Origin of the sequence: Thiohalobacter sp. (assembly GCF_027000115.1) — a bacterium.
GTDB lineage: Bacteria > Pseudomonadota > Gammaproteobacteria > Thiohalobacterales > Thiohalobacteraceae > JALTON01.
Map to the genome: position 1 here is coordinate 41,794 of NZ_JALTON010000023.1, position 19,016 is coordinate 60,809.

Sequence of the window (19,016 nt, forward strand, 5' to 3'; positions counted from 1 at the left end):
GCGCCAGTGTTCGGTTTGTTCTCTACGGCGCTAGGAATTGCCTGCGGCCTGTGTCCGCCCTGGTGCAGTGCAATATGCGGGTTAATGAGGCGGGAGCGGACCCCGCGCCCCGGTTTCCAGATAACGGCGATAGTCCGCCAGAATCAGATCGTGATCGAAGGCCAGCGGGGGCAATGCCTCGGGCAGGAACAGGCCGATGTTGCGGGCATCGTCCGCCGCCCGGGGTTCGCCCTCGGCATCGGCGATGTAGACAATGCTCACAGTGTGGCCGCGGGGATCGCGGTCCGGGTCTGAATAGACACCCAGCAGATCGACCAGCCGAACATCGAGGCAGGTTTCCTCGCGTGCCTCGCGGATCGCCGCTGCTTCCACCCGCTCGCCGACATCGACGAAGCCGCCGGGCAGGGCCCAGCCGGGCGGGGGATGCGCGCGCTCGATGAGTACCAGGGGTGCGGGATCGCGGTCGCGCAGGCGGATGATGACATCGACAGTCAGCAGCGGCGTGACCAGGCGCGGCATGACTCAGCGACCGGTGAGGCGCCGCCATTGCCGGCGTGCCCGCTTGTCGGGGCGGCCTGCACTTTCGGGATTGGCCACGGCAGCCAGCCGGCGCTGCTCGGCCGCGGCGGTGCGGGCGGCGAGACTTTCGGGCGTTTCGCGATAGAGCGTCCGGGCGATGCTGGCCGGTCCCCGGCGTTCGGACAGGGCCAGCACCTCCACTTCCCAGCGCTCGTGACCGCGGCGGATCTCCAGCCTCTCGCCACCGCGCAGGGCACGCGAGGGCTTGATCCGGGCACCGTCCACATGCACCTTGCCGCCCTCCACGGCCTCCGCGGCGAGCCTGCGGGTCTTGAAGAAGCGCGCGGCCCACAGCCACTTGTCGATGCGCACGCGCTCGGGCAGCTCAGCCATGCGCCCCCCCCGCGCGCAGGGCCGCCTCGGCCGCGCTGCGCAGCAGGTCCTCGGGCACGACGCCATTGATGCGCCGCTCGCCGATGAAACAGGTCGGCGTGGCCTGCACCCCCAGCTCGGCTGCCGCAGCCCGGTACCGGGCCAGGCGCTGTTCGTAGACCGGTTCATTCCAGGCCGCCTCGATTCGCGCCTCGGGCACACCGGCCTTCAGTGCCAGCTCGCGCAACACCTCCGGATCGCCAATGTTGCGGTTCTCCTCGAAAAAGGCGCGAAACAGTGCACGGTGCAGGGGATAGAAGACCTCCGCGCCCTCCAGCTTGGCGGCCTCGGCCAGCAGCAGGGCGCGGTGGGAGTTGGTGGTCCAGTCATGTTCGGCCATCTGCAGGCCATCGCTGGCACTCATTTCCGCCAGCGACTGCATCAGTGCCTGCCAGCGTTCCGGCGCGTAGCCCAGCGATTCGATGGGCGCGCCCTCGGCCGGCGTCTCCGGGTGGATCTCCAGCCAGCACCAGTTGATGCGCAGGTCGAAACTGTCACGCAACCGCAGCAGACGCTGGTCGGCCACGTGGCAGAAGGGACAGATGTAGTCCGAGAAGACAGTGATCCTGAGCTGCGGGCGCTCAGGCATGCCCGCCCTTCCCGGCCAGGCCCACCAGCAGACCGTTGAGCCTCGCCACGTAGCTGGCCGGATCCTCGAGCTGGCCGCCCGAGGCGAGCAGCGCCTGATCGAACAGCACCTGGGTGAGATCGGCGAAGCGCTGCTCATCGTCCATGTCGCGGGCCATGGCCACCAGCGGGTTGTCCGGGTTGATCTCGAGCACCGGCTGCGACTGCGGCAGCTCGTGGCCGGCCTGGCGCAGCATCTTCTGCAGGTGCACCGCCATGTCATGCTCGTCCAGTACCAGGCAGGCCGGCGAGTCGGTCAGGCGATGGCTGACACGAACCTCGCGCACCCGCTCGCCGAGCACCTGCTGCATGCGCTCCAGCAGCGGCTTGAACTCGCTTTCCACCTGCTCCCGCTTCTTCTTCTCTTCCGCGTCCTCCAGCTTGCCGAGATCCAGATCGCCCTTGGCGACGGAGACCAGCGGCTTGCCGTCGAACTCGGTCAGGTGCGAGACCATCCACTCGTCCACGCGATCGGACAGCAGCAGCACCTCAATGCCCTGCTTGCGGAATACCTCGAGGTGGGGGCTGTGCCGGGCCGCGGCCGGCGTCTCGGCGGTGATGTAGTAGATCTTGTCCTGGCCTTCCTTCATGCGCGCCACGTAATCGGCCAGTGACACCGTCTGTTCGTCACTTTCGTTGCGGGTGGAGGCAAAGCGCAGCAGGCCGGCGATGCGTTCGCGGTTGCCGAAGTCCTCGGCCACGCCCTCCTTGAGCACATTGCCGAAGGCCTTCCAGAAGGTGGCATACTTCTCCGGCTCCTTCCCTGCGAGCTTCTCCAGCAGAGCCAGTACCTTCTTGACCGAAGCAGAACGAATCCTGTCGATCAGCTGGTTGTGCTGGAGGATCTCGCGGGAAACATTGAGCGGCAGATCGTCCGAATCCACCACGCCACGCACGAAGCGCAGATAGTGCGGCATCAGGTGCTCGGCATCGTCCATGATGAATACCCGGCGCACATACAGCTTGATGCCATAGCGGCGGTCACGATCCCAGAGGTCGAAGGGCGCGTGACTCGGAATGTAGAACAGGGTGGTATAGGACTGTTTGCCCTCGACCTGGTTGTGGGTCCAGGCCAGGGGCGGCTCGAAGTCGTGGGCGATGTGCTTGTAGAACTCCCTGTACTCGTCGTCACTGATTTCCTTGCGCGGGCGCGTCCACAGTGCCTGGGCATCGTTGACGCGCTCGAACTCGCCATCGGGCTTGCCCTCCTTGCGCATCTCGATGGGCAGCGGGATGTGGTCGGAGTACTTGCGGATGATGGCACGCAGGCGGAAATCGTCGAGGAACTCGTCCTCGCCCTTGCGCAGGTGCAGGGTCACCGAGGTACCGCGCTCGGCGCGCTCTATGGTCTCCAGGGTGTACTCGCCTTCACCCTTCGACTGCCAACGCACGCCATGTTCCGCACCCAGGCCGGCACGGCGGGTCTCGACGGTCACCTTGTCGGCAACGATGAAGGCCGAGTAGAAGCCGACACCGAACTGCCCGATCAGGCGCGCGTCCTTTGCCTGGTCGCCGGTGAGGGACTCGAAGAACTGGCGGGTACCGGAGCGGGCGATGGTGCCGATATTGTCCACCACCTCCTGGCGGCTCATGCCGATGCCGTTGTCGCTGACGGTGAGGGTGCGCTTCTTGCGGTCGAAGGTGACACGAATGCGCAGCTCGTTGTCACCCTCGTAGAGGGCGTCGTCGGCCAGCGCCTCGAAGCGGAGCTTGTCGCAGGCATCGGCGGCATTGGAAATCAGCTCGCGCAGGAAGATTTCCTTGTTGGAATACAGTGAGTGGATCATCAGCTGCAGCAGCTGACGGACCTCGGTCTGGAATTCCAGGGTCTCCTTGTGCGCATCGACGCTCATGACGATTCTGTCCTCCGGAAGTTGGATCCAGTGCTCCGGGGAAGGATGGGGACTGGCGTGCCGGCATTCAAGCCCGGGTCCGCTCGTGCTCGAGCAGACGGCGCTTGAGGGCCGCCACCGGACCGTCGCGATGGCCGCCGAAGCCGCCGGCGCCGTCGGCGGCCACCACCCGGTGACAGGGCACGAACAGCGGCAGCGGGTTGCGCCGGCAGGCCTGGCCCACGGCCCGCGGGGCACTGCCCAGCACGGCGGCCAGCTCGCCATAGGTCCGGGTCTGGCCCGGGGGTATGGCCAGCAGCGCCGCCCGCACCCGTGCCTGAAAGGCGGTCGGGGCCGCGGCCAGTTCGACCCCCTCTGGCTGCCGGGCCGACTCGAAATAGGCCGCCAGCGCCTGTGTCACGGGATGTCCGGACGGCAGGTCGGGCCAGGGCGGTGGCCGGCCATGGAGAAAGTCCACCGCGGACAGCCGATCCCCGGCATCCAGCCCGATACCCAGCCAGCCGATGGGCGAGTCGATGCGATAGCGGCGCGCGGTCACGGCGCCGCCTCCGTCGCTGCCAGCCGCGCCTGCTGCCGATAGCGCTGCAGCTCCTGCATCAGCACCCGCCGGCGGCCCGGGTCGCGGGTCGCCCGCAGCAGGATCTCCAGCACCCCGGCGGCATCGCCGGGCAGACCGGCCTCGGCCAGTGCCCGGGCCGCATGGTAACGCGCGGTCTGCGACCAGGGATCCAGGGCATGGGGATCGAGGGCCATGGCCGACTCGAGATACAGCCGCGCCGCCTCGCGCGGATTCCCGAGCCGCTGCTCGGACTCGGCCATCCAGAACAAAAGCTCGCGCCGCCGCGTCGCCTCTGTCTCCCGCGCCAGCAGGCCCCGCAGCAGCGCCACGGCGGACGCGTCGGCGCGCAGCTGCTGGAGATCGAAGATCACCTGCACCAGCCGGTCACGCCGATCGGCATCATCCAGGGCTGCGGGTCCCTCGACCAGCCCACGCAGCAGGGTCACGCCGTCCTGCTGCCGTCCGCCGAGGATGAACACCCGCGCGCGGCGCAGCTGCCAGTCGACCAGGGCCGCACCGGGCGGCGGCTCGGGAATGCGCGCGAGGCGCGACGCGGCCTCGCGCAACCGGCCGCGGGCAATGAGCCGGTCGACGATGCGATAGTCGACACTCGCCGGGACGGCACGGCCATGATCGAACCGGTCGCTCTCCAGGTACAGTGCCAGCAGCAGGTTGCCGGCGTTGGGATGGCCCTCCAGCGAGGCAGTCAGGTAATCGTGCGCCAGCGCCCGGCGGCGCGGCTCGCTGGCGGTCTCGGCCAGCACGGCGAAGAAGGCACGGGCCCGTACGGGATGGCGGTCCAGTGCTTCGGTGGCAGCGAAATACCACCGGTCGTCCTCGCCCATCAGCAACTGCTGGCTGTTGCCCAGCCTCCGCCCCAGATCCAGCCACGCCTGCCACAGCCGGTCGCCATCCACCCGGGCGAAGGGCGAGCGCCGCGCCCGGGGCACCAGGGCGCGTTCCATGGCATCGACCAGGGCCTCGTCCGGCTCGCCCGCGTGCGCCTGAACCAGGATGTCCCAGTACAAGGAGACCATTGCCGGATCGGCCTTGTCATGTATCGCCAGCCTGCGGGCACTGCGGGCAACCTCCCTCGCGGGCAGGCGGCCGCTGCGCAGACCGGCGAGCAGCCGCAACGCGGCCGATTCGCTGTCCGTGGCCTCGCCAATCAGTTCGAAGGCCTCGGCGGCACCGTCGGCGCGCAGCAACACCTCTGCGGCCAGCCGCCGGCTGTCGGCGCCGCCGTCTCCGTAGTCCTGGTGATAGCGCTGCAGTGCCATACGCGCATCCCTGACCTCGCCCAGATCGAGATAGAGCCGTATCAGCAGCGCCCGCCAGCGCTGGCGGGCCAGCGCATCCGCAGCCCCGGCTGGCGCCTGCCACAGCAGCCGCCGCAGCGCATCCACCGCCTCGTCCCTGCGCCCCAGCGCACGCAGGGCCAGTACCCGCTGTTCCTGCAGCCAGACCCGGAAGGCCTCGGGCACGCCATCCGGTGCACCGTCAATGCGCTCGAGCAGCGCCTGCCAGCGCCGCGCCTCCGTCAGCAGCCGGATACGCCGGCGTTCCCAGCGCAGCCAGTCGACCGGGTTGTCGGCAAACGCGGGTTGCCGGGCATCGGTCAGCGCCAGCGCCAGCCCGTTGGCACCGGCCTGGGCCAGGCGCTCGACCTCGACCAGCGCCGCCGCCACGGCATCCGCCGCTGCGGGCGCGCCGTGGCTCACCTGCACGCCGGCCTCTTCGGCCCCGTCGACGACGGGCGAAAGCAGCAGCACCGCCGGCAGCAGCAGGCCAAAAAAAACGCCATGCCGGGCGGCATGGCGCTTGACGATCGAGACCGGCGAAGCGGCGGACACGGAGTCGGGCGCCTCGCGGGATGTCAGATCTTTTCCTTGATGCGTGCAGACTTGCCGGAACGCTCACGCAGGTAGTAGAGCTTGGCCCGGCGCACGTCGCCGCGACGCTTGACCTTGATGCTCTCGATCTGGGGGCTGTAGGTCTGGAACACGCGCTCCACGCCCTCGCCATGCGAGACCTTGCGCACCGTGAAGGCGGAGTTCAGACCGCGGTTGCGGCGCGCAATGACCACACCCTCGAAGGCCTGGGTACGCTCGCGGTTCCCTTCCTTCACCTTGACGTTGACCACCACGGTGTCACCCGGACCGAAGTCGGGAACCTCGCGGTTCATCTGTTCCTTCTCGATTTCCTGAATGATGTTGCTCATGATCTTGCGCCTCAGTTCAATCCGGTGATTCCGAATCCAGTTGTAAATCCCGTTCCCGCCGATACTCGTCCAGCAGTTCCGCCTCTTCCGCCGTCAGCGTCCGTCCGGCCAGCAGATCCGGCCGCCGCTCCCAGGTCCGGCCCAGCGCCTGCTTCAGCCGCCAGCGCCGGATGGCCTCGTGGTTGCCGCCCAGCAGCACCTGGGGCACCGCCCGGCCCTCGAACACCTCGGGCCGGGTGTAGTGCGGGCAATCCAGCAGGCCGTCCATGAAGGAGTCCTGCTCGGCCGAGTCCGCATCGCCCAGCACCCCGGGCAGCAGTCTCGCCACCACGTCGACCACCACCATGGCCGCCAGTTCGCCGCCGCTGAGCACGTAGTCGCCGATCGAGAGTTCCTCGTCGACGGCCAGATCGACGAAGCGCTCGTCGATGCCCTCGTAGCGGCCGGCCACCAGGATCAGTCCCGGCTCGGCCGCCAGCTCCCGGGCCACCGCCTGGTCCAGGCGTCGTCCCTGCGGCGAGAGCTGGATCACCCGCCCGCTCGCGCCGGCGGCGCGGGCCGCGGCCAGGCTGTCCAGCAGCGGCTGGCACTGCATCACCATGCCGGGGCCGCCGCCGTAGGGCCGGTCGTCCACCGTGCGGTGGCGGTCCCGCGCCTGGTCGCGCGGGTTCCAGGTGTGCAGTTCCAGCAACCCGCGCTCGATCGCGCGCCCGGTCACGCCATGGGCGCCGACCTGGGCGACCAGTTCGGGAAACAGGGTGAGGACGTCGATTCTCATGTCCGCTGCCCTGCCTTCCCTGCCGCCGCCCCGCGCGCCGGCCGTTTCAGAATTCCGGATCCCAGTCCACCCGGATGCGCCCCGCATCCGTGTCCACGTCCTTCACCACCTGGCCGGTCACGAAGGGTATCAGTCGCCGCCGATCGCCCTTCACCACCATCACGTCGTTGGCCCCGGTGGCGAACAGGTGGTCCACCAGGCCCAGGGACTGGCCCTGTTCGGTGACCACCTCCATGCCCTCGAGGTCGGTCCAGTACCAGCTGCCGGCCTCCAGTGGCGGCAGCTGCGAGCGCCGTACCGCGATCTCGCGCCCGATCAGGGCCTGGGCGGCATCGCGATCATCGCAACCGGCGAGGCGCGCTATCACGCCCTTGCCGTGCCGCCTGCCTTCCAGTACCCGCATCGGCCCCCAGCCCGAGGGACCCGCCACCAGCCAGTCGCGGTAGCGGACGATGTTCTCGCGCGGCTCGGTGTGCGAGAACACCTTGACCCAGCCACGCACGCCGAACACGCCGTTGATCTGCCCCAGGACCACCAGCGGATCCTGCGACCTTTCACTGCTGGACACCGGCGTCGTCGCGGGCGTCACGTCGCGATCAGGCCGACTGCGCAGCGTCCTGCTTGATGAGCGCGGCAACGCGATCGGACAGCTTGGCGCCATGACCCTGCCAGTAGGCAACGCGCTCGCGGTTCACGCGCAGGCGTTCCTCTTCGCCACCGGCGACGGGGTTGAAGAAGCCGAGACGCTCGATGTAACGGCCGTCACGACGGTTGCGGCTGTCGGTGACGACAATGTGGTAGAAGGGCCGCTTCTTAGCGCCACCACGTGCCAGGCGGATGGTAACCATTTTCGTCCTGTACCTCGGAAAATTGCGTGTTCGTTGCCCAGTCGAAAAGCCGCCCGGCGAGGGGCGGCCATGGGAAAGGGGGCATTGTACGGAAATCGCGGGAAAAGTGAAGCGTCCCGCACGCTTGCGGGCGATGCCCCGGGGACGCAAGGGACGGGCCGCGGGTTAGGGAAATCCGACAAGGCCCGGCAATCCTGTCGGCGATTCTTACATTCCCGCAAAAACCCTGAACACTGTGGCAGACATTCATTAAAACAACGAGTTGAAGCCCCACCGGGGCGCTCGACGATCCTGACGGCAGGGTCCATCTCGTCGGGATTCATTACAGTTCTGTGGCCCACGTTCGGCGTCCATCATCCGACCTGTCAGCAACCCACTGATCAACAAGGGATTCGAAAAACTGGCACGCCCCTTGCTCCACCCTGTCGCAACGCACCGCGGCGGTGCCGACAAGAATAGCGCGTTGGAGGAGTCACCCGGCAACATCGAATAACAACCAAAGGGTCGAGCTGGCCGGATGCCGACAACAACAGCAACAGGCAATGTCCAGCATCTGAAATTGAACGGCGGTTCCGGTGGAGGAGTCCGCCGTTTTTGTTTTCAGGGAGTCGTCCGGCCCACGGGCCAGTTCAGAACGGCAGGCCGGTGGGCATCCGCCCCTTCAGGCCCTTGAGCATCTTGCCCATCCCGCCCTTGGAGAACTTCTTCATCATCTTCTGCATCTGGGTGAACTGCTTGAGCATGCGGTTCACCTCTTGCACCTGGGTGCCGGAACCCTGGGCGATACGGCGCTTGCGCGAGCCCTTGATGATCTCGGGCCGCCGGCGCTCCTCTGGGGTCATGGAGTTGATGATGGCCACCATGCGCACCAGCTCGCGATCATTGACCTGACTCTTGACGTCCTTCGGCAGCTCGGCCATGCCGGGCAGCTTGTCCATCATGGCCGACAGGCCGCCCATGCCCATCATCTGCTGGAGCTGATCGCGGAAGTCCTCCAGATCGAAGCGCTTGCCCTTCTTGAGCTTGGTGGCGAGCTTCTGCGCCTTTTCCTTGTCGACCTTGCGTTCGGCCTCCTCGACCAGCGTGAGCACATCGCCCATACCGAGGATACGCGAGGCCAGGCGGTCGGGATGAAAAGGCTCCAGCGCCGCGGTCTTCTCGCCGACGCCGAGAAACTTGATCGGCTTGCCGGTGATGGCACGAATCGACAAGGCCGCGCCACCACGGGCATCGCCATCGATCTTGGTCAGCACCACGCCGGTCAGCGGCAGGGCGTCGTTGAAGGCCCGGGCGGTATTGGCGGCATCCTGGCCGGTCATGCTGTCGACCACGAACAGGGTCTCGACGGGCTCGACCGCGGCATGCAGGCGCCGGATCTCGTCCATCATCTCATCGTCGATGTGCAGGCGACCGGCGGTATCCACGATGAGGACGTCGAAGCCACCCTTGCGCGCCGCCGCGCGCGCGGCCTCGGCGATGGCCACCGGATCCTGGTCCGCGGTCGAGGGAAACCACGCCACGCCCACCTCGCCGGCCAGCGTCTTCAGCTGCTCGATGGCTGCGGGACGATAGACGTCGGCACTGACCACCATGACCTTCTTGCCCCGCGATTCCTTCAGCCAGCGGGCCAGCTTGGCGGTGGTGGTGGTCTTGCCCGAACCCTGCAGGCCGGCCATCAGCACTACCGCCGGCGGGGCGGCGCGCAGGTCGAGATCCTCGTTCGCGGCGCCCATGGTGGCGACCAGCTCGTCGTGGACCACCTTGACCAGGGCCTGTCCCGGGGTGAGGCTCTTCAGCACCTCCTGGCCGACGGCCCGGCTGCGCACCCGGTCGATGAAGTCACGCACCACGGGCAGGGCGACATCGGCCTCCAGCAGCGCCATGCGCACCTCGCGCAAGGCGTCCTGGATGTTGTCCTCGGTCAGGCGGGCCTGGCCGCGCAGGCGCCGCACCGTACTGGTGAGGCGTTCACTGAGATTCTCGAACATGCGTATTGCCTGTATGCAGCGGACGGCTGCCCGCCCCGCGGGCCGGCAGCGTACTCGGGGGACCGAGTATAAATCGATTATAACTGGATGACGTCGCCGCCGGACAGGCGATGCAGGGAGCGGTCGGGCACCCGGGCCCGGATCTCGGCGAAGATCCGGTCTTCGGCACCGGGCTTGAGGTGGGTCACGTAGATCTCCGGCCGGTGCCGCAGCTTTTCGAGATCGGCCGCCAGCATGCTGGGGCAGTAGTGGTGGGCCTTGCGGCTCAGTTCCAGGTCCTGGTCGCCGAAGGCACATTCGACCACCAGCACGTCCAGCCGGTCGGCCGCGTTGAGTGCCTCCCACAGGCTGTCGTTGGTCATGGTATCGCCGGAAAAGGCGACGGCATGCCCATTGGCGGCGATCCGGTAGCCGACCCCGGGCACCACATGGTTGACCGGAATCATCTCGATGCGCCGGCCGTCGAGTTCCACCGCACGGCCGGGTTGCATTTCCTCGAACCGGATCACCGGGCGCTCGGCCAGCGGCAGCACGCTGAAGTCGGGCCAGATCACCCAGTTGAAAATGTGTTCGCGCAGTGCGGCCAGCGTCTCCGCCGAGGCATGCACCACGACGGGCTCGGCCAGGTCGCTGAACACCGAGTCGATCATCAGCGGCAGGCCGGCGACGTGGTCGAGATGGGAATGGGTGAGAAAGATGTGGCGAACGCCGCGCATCTGCTCCAGCGACAGGGCGGACAGGCCGGTGCCGGCGTCGATCAGTATGTCATCGTCGACCTGGAAACAGGTCGTGTCCAGCGGGCTTCCGATGCCCCCGCTACAGCCCAAGGTCCTTATGCGCATCAGTCCGGTTTCCCTGCCCCGTTCACGCTCGATGGTCACGTTTCGCTTTCGATCCTGCCAGCGCGCTCCGCTGTACCCAGCCGATCCCGTCACACTTTCGCCAGCCCGGCACTTTCGCCGAGTGACTGTTTTCCCGCAAGATTGCCGTTCCCCGAGCATGTGGGTATGCTCCCGGGAACGTCGCCACGGGCACGCCTGCCCCTTTCGCTCAGAGCATGCATACGCACTTCATCGGCATCCTGTCCCTGCTTCTTTACCTGACCGCCGGCGCGCTGCTGGCGGCCCGCATGTCCCGGCGCGGGGAGGCCGGCCGGCTGCCCCTGCGCGGGCTGGCACTGGCGAGCGGATTTGCGGCCGCGGCCCTCCATGCCTGGATCCTCTACCCCCGGATGGTCACGCCCGAGGGGCTGGACCTGGCCTTTTTCAACGCGGTGTCGCTGATCGGCGTCATCACCGCCCTGATTCTGCTGCTCGCGGCACTGCAGCGACCGCTGGAAAACCTGGGCGTGGCGGTATTCCCCTTTGCCGGCCTGACGCTGGCGCTGATGTACGCCTATGCCGGCGCCTCCCATCTGCGCACCCCCGGCAACTGGCAGCTGGACCTGCACATCCTCATGTCCATCCTGGCCTACAGCGTCCTCGCCATCGCCGCTGTGCAGGCGGTGCTGCTGGCGGTACAGGACCACCAGCTCCATGCCCGCCGTCCCGGCGGCCTGGTCCGGGCCCTGCCCCCGCTGGCGGTGATGGAAAGCCTGCTGTTCCAGCTCATCGGCATCGGCTTCGTGCTGCTCAGTATCGCGCTGCTCACCGGCGTCTTCTTCCTCGAGGACATCTTCGCCCAGCACCTGGTGCACAAGACCATTCTCTCCTTCCTGGCCTGGTTCGTGTTCGCGGTGCTGCTGTGGGGCCGCTGGCGCTTCGGCTGGCGCGGCCGCAAGGCCATTCGCTGGACGCTGACCGGCTACCTGTTTCTCATGCTCGCCTATCTGGGTACCAAGCTGGTACTCGAGCTGGTCCTGCGCACGGCCGCATGACCGTCGCCCCTGCAATGCCGCTGCCCTGAACACCCGACGGAGCCGATCGTGGACGAGATCCCCCTGAGCGTGCTGTTCGGTGCCCTGCTGGTACTGATCCTGCTGTCGGCCTTCTTCTCCGGGTCGGAGACGGGGCTGATGACGCTCAACCGCTACCGTCTCCGCCACCTGGCCCGCGACGGACACCGGGGGGCGCAGCGGGCACTGCGGCTCCTGGAGCGCCCCGACCGGCTGATCGGCCTGATCCTGCTGGGCAACAACTTCGTCAACATTCTTGCCTCGTCGCTGTCCACCATCATCGCGCTGCGCCTGCTGGGCGAGGCCGGCATCGCCATCGCCGCCGGTCTGCTCACCCTGGTGATCCTGATCTTCGCGGAAGTGGCGCCCAAGACCCTGGCTGCGCTGGCCCCGGAACGCATCGCCTTCCCGGCAGCCTTCGTCTACGGTCCGCTACTGAAACTGCTGTATCCGCTGGTCTGGGCGGTAAACATGGTGGCCAACGCCCTGCTGCGCCTGATTGGCCTGCGTCCCGAGGAAAGCACCAACGACTCGCTCTCGCGCGAGGAACTGCGCACCGTCGTACTGGAAGCCGGCGCCATGATTCCCAAGCAGCACAAGAGCATGCTGCTGAACCTCATCAACCTCGAGGAAATCGCGGTGGAGGACATCATGATCCCCCGCAACGAGATCGTCGGCGTGGACCTGTCCGATGACATGGAAACCATCGAGAACCTGCTTGCCCACACCCACTATGCGCGCATGCCGGTATACGAGGAATCCATCGATCAGGTGATCGGCATCCTGCACATGCGCAATGTACTGCCACTGCTGCGCCGCGGAGAACTGACACACGAGAATCTGCGCAAGGTACTGCGCGAACCCTACTTCGTGCCCGAGGGCACACCGCTCACCCGCCAGCTTCTGAACTTCCAGCACGAACAGCGCCGTACCGGGCTGGTGGTCGACGAGTATGGCGACATCCTCGGCATGATCACCCTGGAAGACATCCTCGAGGAAATCGTCGGCGAATTCACCACCGACCCCTCCGAGCTGACGCGTGGCGTGGTTTGCACCGATGATGGCGCCTTTCTGGTCGACGGCACCGCCAGCATCCGCGAACTCAACCGGAAGCTGAAGCTGACGCTGCCGACCGACGGCCCGAACACCCTCAACGGACTTATACTGGAGCACATGGAGACCATTCCCGAGCCGGGCACCAGCCTGCTGCTCGCCGGCCATCCGGTCGAGATCGTGCACATCAAGGACAATGTGGTCCGCACGGCCAAGATCTATCCCAAGCTGGAGGGACGGCAACCGTCCGAAACCGCGCACTGATACGGCGCAGCCGCCATGCGTCTCCGCAGACCGTGATTCGCTGACCGCCTTGCCGGACCCGCCGAACATGACCGGCATCACAAGTCGCGACCACCAACACGATGAACCCCCTCAATAAATCGCTGACCATGCCGATTTCGTCCTTAGCCCGCTTCCGCCCTGGTGCAATAGCGGGCCAGCGGCGGGCCTGCATTGGGTGCCTGCTCGCCTATACTCGGAGCAGACGGCCGTCCGTCTGTGTCCGGATGGGGACACCTTTTAAATTCAATCAGTTGCTGCAGAACAGCGGCAGCCGAGAACACGGAACCCAGGTATCCATGGCCAAGCTCACCCTGTCATTCCGGGACAAGAAGCTGAAGATCTACCCCCTCACCGGGCGCGATCTGCATGTCGGCCGGGATCCCGCCTGCGGCATCCACATCGACAGTCTTGCGGTAGCACCCGAACAGCTCGTGCTGCGGCGCGACGAGCATGGCTACCGCGTCGAGCCGGCACCGGGCATCGAGGCGGTGATGGTCAACAACGAGCGCTTCGAATCGCGGCTGCTGCGTGATGGTGACCGCATTCAGGTCGGCAAGCACCAGCTCACCTATACCGAGGACGAGGCCACCTTTGCCGCGCTGTTCGACACCCGCCCGCGACGGGCCACGCCCGAGGGCTGGCTGCAGATCATGAGCGGTTCCCATCTCGGCCGCACCATCCGCCTGAACCGCGCCCTCACCCGCGTGGGCAAGACGGGGAAGCGCTCGGCCATGATCGCGCGGCGTGACCACGGCTACTTCATTTCCCACCTGGAAGGCGATGCCCCGCCCGAAGTCAACGGCGAATCCATCGGCAACCAGACGCGCAAGCTGGCCGACGGTGACGAGATCCGCCTGGGCAAGCTGGTCCTGAACTTCTTTTTGGAGAAGGACGAATCCGGGCAGGCCGCGCCCGAGCCCATACCGGCCGGCGAGCGCGAGCAGCGCCGCTTCAGCCGTATCCCCTTCGACACTCATGCCGTGCTGGCCGACGACAGTCATCGCTGGGAGTCGAGACTGCTCGACCTGTCACTCAAGGGTGCGCTGATCGCCCTGCCCGAGAACTGGCAGGAAAACGCCGACGGCTGCTACCAGTTGCAGGTGGCACTGGACGAGCAGACGGTGATCCGCATGGACGTGCGCGTGTCGCACATCGAGAACGAGCGTATGGGCCTCGAATGCATCGACATCGACCTCGACAGCATCACCCACCTGCGCCGTCTGGTCGAACTCAATCTCGCCGACGAACGGCTGCTGGAACGGGAACTGGCGGCGCTGGGATAGCGCCTGGCTGTATTCGGTACTCGGTGAGAAAGAGCGCCACGGAATCCACTGAATCCACGGAAAGGGGATTGGTCGGTTCGTGGGGCACCACGCTGTTCCGAGGCCCTGGATTCTCCGCCGCGACAAGGGTTCGAACCCGTAGGGTGCACCATGCGCACTTTTCGCCCCATCCCTTTTCCTTTCCGTGGATTCAGTGGATTCCGTGGCGCTCTACTTGTTAGACCCGCTCCATCACCTCGGCCAGGCGCTTGACGGGGGTAATGTCCATCCCGGGGATGCCCTTGCGGGGGACGTTGGCTGCCGGCACGATGGCCTGGCGAAAGCCGTGCTTGGCGGCCTCGCGCAGGCGCTCCTCGCCGTTGGGCACCGGGCGCACCTCGCCGGCCAGCCCAACCTCGCCGAAGGCAATGAGGTCGGTCGGCAGCGGCCGGTCGCGGAAGCTGGACAGCACCGCCAGCAGCACGGCGAGGTCGGCCGCCGTCTCGGCGACGCGCACGCCACCGACCACGTTCACGAACACGTCCTGATCCCCCACCATCACCCCGCCATGCCGGGCGAGCACGGCCAGCAGCATGGACAGCCGGTTCTGCTCCAGGCCCAGGGTCACTCGGCGTGGATTGGACAGATGGCTTTCCGCCACCAGTGCCTGGACTTCCACCAGCAGCGGCCGGGTACCCTCGCGAGTGACCATGATGACGCTGCCGGGCACCGGGCTGTCGTGGCGGGACAGAAAGATGGCCGAGGGATTGGCGACCTCGCGCAAGCCTGTCTCGGTCATGGCGAACACGCCCAGCTCGTTGACCGCACCGAAGCGGTTCTTGATGGCACGGATGACCCGGTAGCGTCCACCGGGATCGCCTTCGAAGTAGAGCACGGTGTCGACCATGTGCTCCAGCACCCGCGGACCGGCCAGGGTCCCCTCCTTGGTGACATGGCCGACCAGGAACAGGGCCGTCTGCGACTGCTTGGCGAAGCGCACCAGCCGGGCTGCGGCTTCGCGCACCTGGGCCACCGAACCCGGGGCCGACTGTAACTGTTCGGTGAACACCGTCTGGATGGAATCCACCACCAGCACCCGCGGCCGTTCGCGCGCGGCCAGCTCGAGCACGGCCTCGACCCGGGTTTCCGCCAGCAGCGACAGATCGTCAGCCGCCAGGCCGAGCCGCCGGGCACGCATCGCGACCTGCTCGGGCGATTCCTCGCCAGTGACATAGAGCACGCCCAGCCGGCCTGTGAGCGCCGCCAGGGTCTGCAGCAGCAGAGTGGACTTGCCGATGCCCGGATCGCCACCGAGCAAAACCGCTGATCCGGCCACCAGGCCGCCGCCCAGCACCCGGTCCAGTTCCCCGAGCCCCGTAGCCTCGCGCGTTTCCTCGCCCGGCGCCACCTCGCCCAGCGCTCGCACCGCGCTGCGGGCGCCGGCATAACCGGCGAAGCGCCCCTCGCCGCCCACTGCCGTCGCCACCGCCTCGACCAGCGTGTTCCAAGCCCCGCAATCCGGGCACTGCCCCGCCCACTTGGGCGACTGCGCCCCGCAGGCGCTGCAGTTGTACAGGGTCTTCACCTTGGCCATGGCGCCTATCCTACCTCAGCACCCGTCCGCGTGCGTCATACACCATACAGCCCCGTCTGTTGGGCACCTGAGGTGGATCCCGAAACCGGGCATGCTGCCAACTTAACAAGAGTTTGTTTGTGTCGGGTCGGGATAGGGGCGGTCAGGACACCTGACCGAGCCCCTCCCACACCGCCCGGCATGCGGGTCCGTACCGGGCGGTTCGGTAAGTTGAGGTCATGAGAGCCGAGGCACACCCAGCCGGTCGAAGAAGGCGATCGGCATGACGGCGTTCAGCAGGTAGCGGCTGTTACGCCACCACCGCCGGCTGTTCGCCGCAATGCCCGCCGGATCTACACCGCTTCGCCTTGGCCACGAGCGCTTCGCGGTTTTTGGCCCGCTCGCCCTACCCGGCAGTGCCTTGTATCCGGTTCCTGTTCGTCGGCTCGCGGTTTACGCCCCACGCCTCCTCCCCACGGTCAGTCACCCTCCCGCAGTTGCGCTTCGCTTCACTCGCCGTGACCAGCTCGTGGCGGGACTTGCACCCGCAGGGGTGCGCCCATGCTGGGCGCACCAAAAAAAGCGGCGCTTGCGCGCCGCTTCCAGAGGGCCCTTGCCGAAGACATGGGCCGTTTCACGTGGCCGGTTTCCCTCAGTCGTTCAGCAGGCCATAGTAGAACTTCGGGCCCGCCCCTTCTGGCGGCTGGATGAGGGTGGGATCGATCTCGGAGACCGGGGCCGGCACCGGCGGGTTTCCGGCCTGGGTCGAATCCACCGTCTGCACCCGGCCGACCGCCACCCTGTCGCCCGTCACCGTGCGGCCGGGCAGGCTGTCGAGGTAGAGGCGCATCAGGTGCACGGCGTGCACGAAGCGGTCCGGCGCCACCTGCTTCACCCGCGGGCCGTTGACAATGCCTTCGCTGTTGAGCGGCGGCACCAGGCTGATGCCGCTGCGGTAGTCGTCGGCGTCGGCGAGTTCAAAGAACATGTGGTTGGTGCCACCGCTGGTGCGGCAGATGCGGTCCAGTGCCTCGCCGTGTGGGAAGCAGGAAGCGAACAGGTAGCGCTTGCTGGGGTCGAGCTTCACCCCGCCGATGGTGGTTTCCACGATGCGCCCGCCGGAGCTGCTGAAAGGCCGGTTGTCCAGATCGATCTTCTGGGTCATGTTGGCCATACCCACGTACCAGCCGCCACGCTGCAAGAAGGGGTTGCGGTCATACACGGCGGTGAGCACGGTTTCCATGCTGTCCAGGATGGATTTGCCGGAGAACTCGGCCACGGCTACGGCCGGCGTGATGGGGAACAGGGTGTAGAGATCACGCAGGGTGATGTCGCCAGGGTTGCGGCCATCGCGGAAGCCCTGGCCGGGGGCGACCACGTCGGCCGAGAGAATGGCGTGGCCGAAGCGGAAGCCGTTGGTCATGGACAGGTCCACGCCGGTGGGGACAACGGTGTTGGCGACGTTGAAGATGGCGTCGGCGATGAAGTTGTTGATCTCGTCCTCCAGCGCATTGCCGCGGTGCAGTATCACTTCGGTGTGTCCGACCACTGTGTCCAGGCTCTCGGTGAGCTGCAGGCCGCGGGTGGTGATGTCGCCACAGTCGTTGCCGGGGCAGTAGCCGCCGGGCATGAAGGTGTGGCGCACCACCGTGTCACCGATGAAGGGCGCCTCAGCGTGGTCCACCAGGGCCTTGATCTCGGGATCCTCCGGTACTTCGTCGTCCACGGGGATGGCATTCCATTCGAAGCCGGTCACCTGGCCGCCGCGCACGACCAGATCGAGCCGCCCGAGGAAGAGATCCTCGGTGGTCTCGACCACCACGGTCTCATCGTGCTCCAGGTAGTGCACGCGGCGGGGCGCCTTGGGCCGGATGCGGTGTTCATCGGCCACCAGGGCATTCAGGGTGACTTCGTGGGTGTGGGCGGAGAGCACCACATCCACATCCTCGAAGCGGCGGCCGATCTCCAGATTCTGGGCCAGGCCGAGTTCCGACTGGACCACGATCACCGTGGCGCCCTGCATCTTGGCCTCTTCGATAATACCCGGCAGTTCCTGGATGCCCTGGGTGAAACGCAGGCCGATGTTGAACACCTTGGGTTGCTGCGGGACGATGGCAGCGGTGATGCCGATCACGGCCACCCGCACCCCGTCCACGTCGAAGAGCTTGTAGGGCGGCAACACCCGCTTGTTGTGGAGCTGCGGTGGCAGCGGGGCGCTGTCCGCGTCGTTGTACAGGTTGATGGCGATGGTGGGGAAGGCCGCCGGCGTCACCCCCGGGCCGTCATAGGCGTCTGCCATGACCCGGATGTTGGCGGGCAGCGGCGGCTTGGGCCCGAAACTGGCGAAGCGGTTGCGGAACACGGCGGGGCCATAGCCGAACTCCCAGTTGCCGGGGGTGTAGGCGTCGATGCCCATGGCATTCAGGGCTGGCATGATGGCATCGCCCACGGTGAACATGACCTCGGGCGTCCCGTGCACCGTGTCGCCCACGGCGAGCAGCAGACTCGCCGGGTTGTCGGCGCGGATTTCGTCGATCAGGGTCTTGGCCTTGGCCAGACCGCCGCCCTGGGTCACGTAGCGCTCGCCGTCGGCCGTCTTTAGGATGCCGGCATGGGGCACCAGATTGCCATGCACGTCGGATAGCTGGATCAGGGTGATGGTCTTGCCGTGGTGCGGGCCGGCCTGCGCCTGCAGGCCCAGCAGGGCCAGGCTCATCGCCAACGCGGCCGCGCCCAGGCGGCTCGTCAGATTGCTGGATTTCATCTTGTTCTCCTCCGATGCCTCGAATGCTCCAGCGGCGGTTGGCCGCCGGATTCCAGAGTAGAACTGGGGACGGGAGGCAGGAATAGGGAAAATCCTGATGCGGCCTCGGCAGAATGCCGATTTCTCAGGGGGAAACGATGCCCAGGCGGATCGCCATGCGGGTGAGTTCGGAGGCGTTGCTCACGCCCAGTTTCTGCTTGACCCGGGTGTTGTGGTGTCCGACTGTCTTGGGACTGACGTTCAGCAGCTCGGCGATGTCGTTGACCGACATGCCTTCGGCACGCAGCCGGAAGACCTCGAACTCCCGTGGAGAGAGATCGGCGATCAGGCGGTTGTCGTCGGAGGCCTTGCGCCCGACCA

The 19,016-nt window shown here is 66.9% G+C and carries 18 protein-coding genes and 1 pseudogene; 3 read left to right on the forward strand and 16 right to left on the reverse strand.

Translation table 11 applies throughout. The annotated features are described in order from the left end of the window. Positions 1–81 precede the first annotated feature (81 nt). The 12 genes from MVF76_RS03600 to MVF76_RS03655 all read right to left on the reverse strand — a co-directional run bounded on the left by MVF76_RS03600 (position 82) and on the right by MVF76_RS03655 (position 10,667). On the reverse strand, positions 82–519 hold the full coding sequence (locus MVF76_RS03600; protein WP_297527422.1) for an NUDIX hydrolase: 438 nt from the start codon (positions 517–519) through the stop codon (positions 82–84). 3 nt (positions 520–522) lie between these two features. Continuing rightward, positions 523–912, reverse strand: coding sequence for an RNA-binding S4 domain-containing protein (locus tag MVF76_RS03605; protein ID WP_297527423.1), 390 nt, complete (start codon positions 910–912; stop codon positions 523–525). Continuing rightward, positions 905–1,540, reverse strand: coding sequence for a DsbA family oxidoreductase (locus tag MVF76_RS03610; protein WP_297527424.1), 636 nt, complete (start codon positions 1,538–1,540; stop codon positions 905–907). Before MVF76_RS03610 ends, MVF76_RS03605 begins: the two co-directional genes overlap by 8 nt. After that, complete coding sequence (gene htpG, locus MVF76_RS03615; RefSeq protein WP_297527425.1) at positions 1,533–3,431, reverse strand: molecular chaperone HtpG; 1,899 nt, start codon at positions 3,429–3,431, stop codon at positions 1,533–1,535. The genes MVF76_RS03610 and htpG overlap by 8 nt, the downstream gene beginning before the upstream one ends. A gap of 67 nt (positions 3,432–3,498) precedes the next feature. Beyond that, positions 3,499–3,969: a methylated-DNA--[protein]-cysteine S-methyltransferase gene (locus MVF76_RS03620; RefSeq protein WP_297527426.1), complete on the reverse strand. Its 471-nt coding sequence runs from the start codon at positions 3,967–3,969 to the stop codon at positions 3,499–3,501. Continuing rightward, positions 3,966–5,843, reverse strand: a complete 1,878-nt coding sequence (locus tag MVF76_RS03625; RefSeq protein WP_297527427.1) for a tetratricopeptide repeat protein — start codon at positions 5,841–5,843, stop codon at positions 3,966–3,968. Before MVF76_RS03625 ends, MVF76_RS03620 begins: the two co-directional genes overlap by 4 nt. 23 nt (positions 5,844–5,866) lie before the next feature. After that, complete coding sequence (rplS, locus tag MVF76_RS03630; protein ID WP_297527428.1) at positions 5,867–6,211, reverse strand: 50S ribosomal protein L19; 345 nt, start codon at positions 6,209–6,211, stop codon at positions 5,867–5,869. 16 nt (positions 6,212–6,227) lie between these two features. Beyond that, positions 6,228–6,989, reverse strand: a complete 762-nt coding sequence (gene trmD / locus MVF76_RS03635) for a tRNA (guanosine(37)-N1)-methyltransferase TrmD (protein WP_297527429.1) — start codon at positions 6,987–6,989, stop codon at positions 6,228–6,230. Positions 6,990–7,035: 46 nt separating this feature from the next. Continuing rightward, positions 7,036–7,578: a ribosome maturation factor RimM gene (gene rimM, locus MVF76_RS03640; RefSeq protein ID WP_297527430.1), complete on the reverse strand. Its 543-nt coding sequence runs from the start codon at positions 7,576–7,578 to the stop codon at positions 7,036–7,038. 7 nt (positions 7,579–7,585) lie between these two features. After that, on the reverse strand, positions 7,586–7,837 hold the full coding sequence (rpsP, locus tag MVF76_RS03645; protein ID WP_297527431.1) for a 30S ribosomal protein S16: 252 nt from the start codon (positions 7,835–7,837) through the stop codon (positions 7,586–7,588). A gap of 629 nt (positions 7,838–8,466) precedes the next feature. Next, complete coding sequence (gene ffh / locus MVF76_RS03650; protein WP_297527432.1) at positions 8,467–9,825, reverse strand: signal recognition particle protein; 1,359 nt, start codon at positions 9,823–9,825, stop codon at positions 8,467–8,469. A gap of 77 nt (positions 9,826–9,902) precedes the next feature. Continuing rightward, positions 9,903–10,667: an MBL fold metallo-hydrolase gene (locus MVF76_RS03655; protein WP_297527433.1), complete on the reverse strand. Its 765-nt coding sequence runs from the start codon at positions 10,665–10,667 to the stop codon at positions 9,903–9,905. A 215-nt stretch (positions 10,668–10,882) separates the two neighbouring features. Between MVF76_RS03655 and MVF76_RS03660 the strand changes: the two genes are divergently transcribed. The 3 genes from MVF76_RS03660 (at position 10,883) to MVF76_RS03670 (ending at position 14,340) form a co-directional block, all read left to right on the forward strand. Continuing rightward, a complete protein-coding gene (locus MVF76_RS03660) occupies positions 10,883–11,701 on the forward strand; it encodes a cytochrome C assembly family protein (protein WP_297527434.1) in 819 nt (272 codons plus the stop codon). Positions 11,702–11,749: 48 nt separating this feature from the next. Next, positions 11,750–13,036, forward strand: a complete 1,287-nt coding sequence (locus MVF76_RS03665; protein WP_297527435.1) for an HlyC/CorC family transporter — start codon at positions 11,750–11,752, stop codon at positions 13,034–13,036. A 317-nt stretch (positions 13,037–13,353) separates the two neighbouring features. Further along, on the forward strand, positions 13,354–14,340 hold the full coding sequence (locus tag MVF76_RS03670) for a PilZ domain-containing protein (protein ID WP_297527436.1): 987 nt from the start codon (positions 13,354–13,356) through the stop codon (positions 14,338–14,340). A gap of 217 nt (positions 14,341–14,557) precedes the next feature. Here MVF76_RS03670 and radA read toward each other — a convergent pair whose 3' ends face one another. From radA to MVF76_RS03685, 4 genes and pseudogenes are all read right to left on the reverse strand, one after another. Beyond that, positions 14,558–15,913 carry a DNA repair protein RadA gene (radA, locus tag MVF76_RS03675; RefSeq protein ID WP_297527437.1) on the reverse strand — a complete coding sequence of 452 codons (1,356 nt, stop codon included), beginning with the start codon at positions 15,911–15,913 and terminating at the stop codon, positions 14,558–14,560. A gap of 216 nt (positions 15,914–16,129) precedes the next feature. After that, positions 16,130–16,234, reverse strand: a pseudogene (locus MVF76_RS12980) (group II intron maturase-specific domain-containing protein); the annotation flags it as partial. Between the two features lie 310 nt (positions 16,235–16,544). Then, entirely contained in the window at positions 16,545–18,656 is a 2,112-nt protein-coding gene (locus MVF76_RS03680; RefSeq protein WP_297527438.1) for a bifunctional metallophosphatase/5'-nucleotidase, read from the reverse strand. A gap of 124 nt (positions 18,657–18,780) precedes the next feature. Beyond that, positions 18,781–19,016 (reverse strand): response regulator transcription factor (locus MVF76_RS03685; RefSeq protein ID WP_297527439.1); only part of this gene is annotated, 236 nt, incomplete at its 5' end.

Excerpts from the sequence above, each read along its gene's own strand:
- MVF76_RS03605 (WP_297527423.1), bottom strand. The coding sequence starts at position 912 with ATGGCTGAGCTGCCCGAGCGCGTGCGCATCGACAAGTGGCTGTGGGCC.
- radA (WP_297527437.1), bottom strand. The coding sequence starts at position 15,913 with ATGGCCAAGGTGAAGACCCTGTACAACTGCAGCGCCTGCGGGGCGCAG.
- rpsP (WP_297527431.1), bottom strand. The coding sequence starts at position 7,837 with ATGGTTACCATCCGCCTGGCACGTGGTGGCGCTAAGAAGCGGCCCTTC.
- MVF76_RS03670 (WP_297527436.1), top strand. The coding sequence starts at position 13,354 with ATGGCCAAGCTCACCCTGTCATTCCGGGACAAGAAGCTGAAGATCTAC.
- trmD (WP_297527429.1), bottom strand. The coding sequence starts at position 6,989 with ATGAGAATCGACGTCCTCACCCTGTTTCCCGAACTGGTCGCCCAGGTC.
- ffh (WP_297527432.1), bottom strand. The coding sequence starts at position 9,825 with ATGTTCGAGAATCTCAGTGAACGCCTCACCAGTACGGTGCGGCGCCTG.
- MVF76_RS03610 (WP_297527424.1), bottom strand. The coding sequence starts at position 1,540 with ATGCCTGAGCGCCCGCAGCTCAGGATCACTGTCTTCTCGGACTACATC.
- rplS (WP_297527428.1), bottom strand. The coding sequence starts at position 6,211 with ATGAGCAACATCATTCAGGAAATCGAGAAGGAACAGATGAACCGCGAG.
- htpG (WP_297527425.1), bottom strand. The coding sequence starts at position 3,431 with ATGAGCGTCGATGCGCACAAGGAGACCCTGGAATTCCAGACCGAGGTC.
- MVF76_RS03600 (WP_297527422.1), bottom strand. The coding sequence starts at position 519 with ATGCCGCGCCTGGTCACGCCGCTGCTGACTGTCGATGTCATCATCCGC.
- MVF76_RS03655 (WP_297527433.1), bottom strand. The coding sequence starts at position 10,667 with ATGCGCATAAGGACCTTGGGCTGTAGCGGGGGCATCGGAAGCCCGCTG.
- MVF76_RS03660 (WP_297527434.1), top strand. The coding sequence starts at position 10,883 with ATGCATACGCACTTCATCGGCATCCTGTCCCTGCTTCTTTACCTGACC.
- MVF76_RS03680 (WP_297527438.1), bottom strand. The coding sequence starts at position 18,656 with ATGAAATCCAGCAATCTGACGAGCCGCCTGGGCGCGGCCGCGTTGGCG.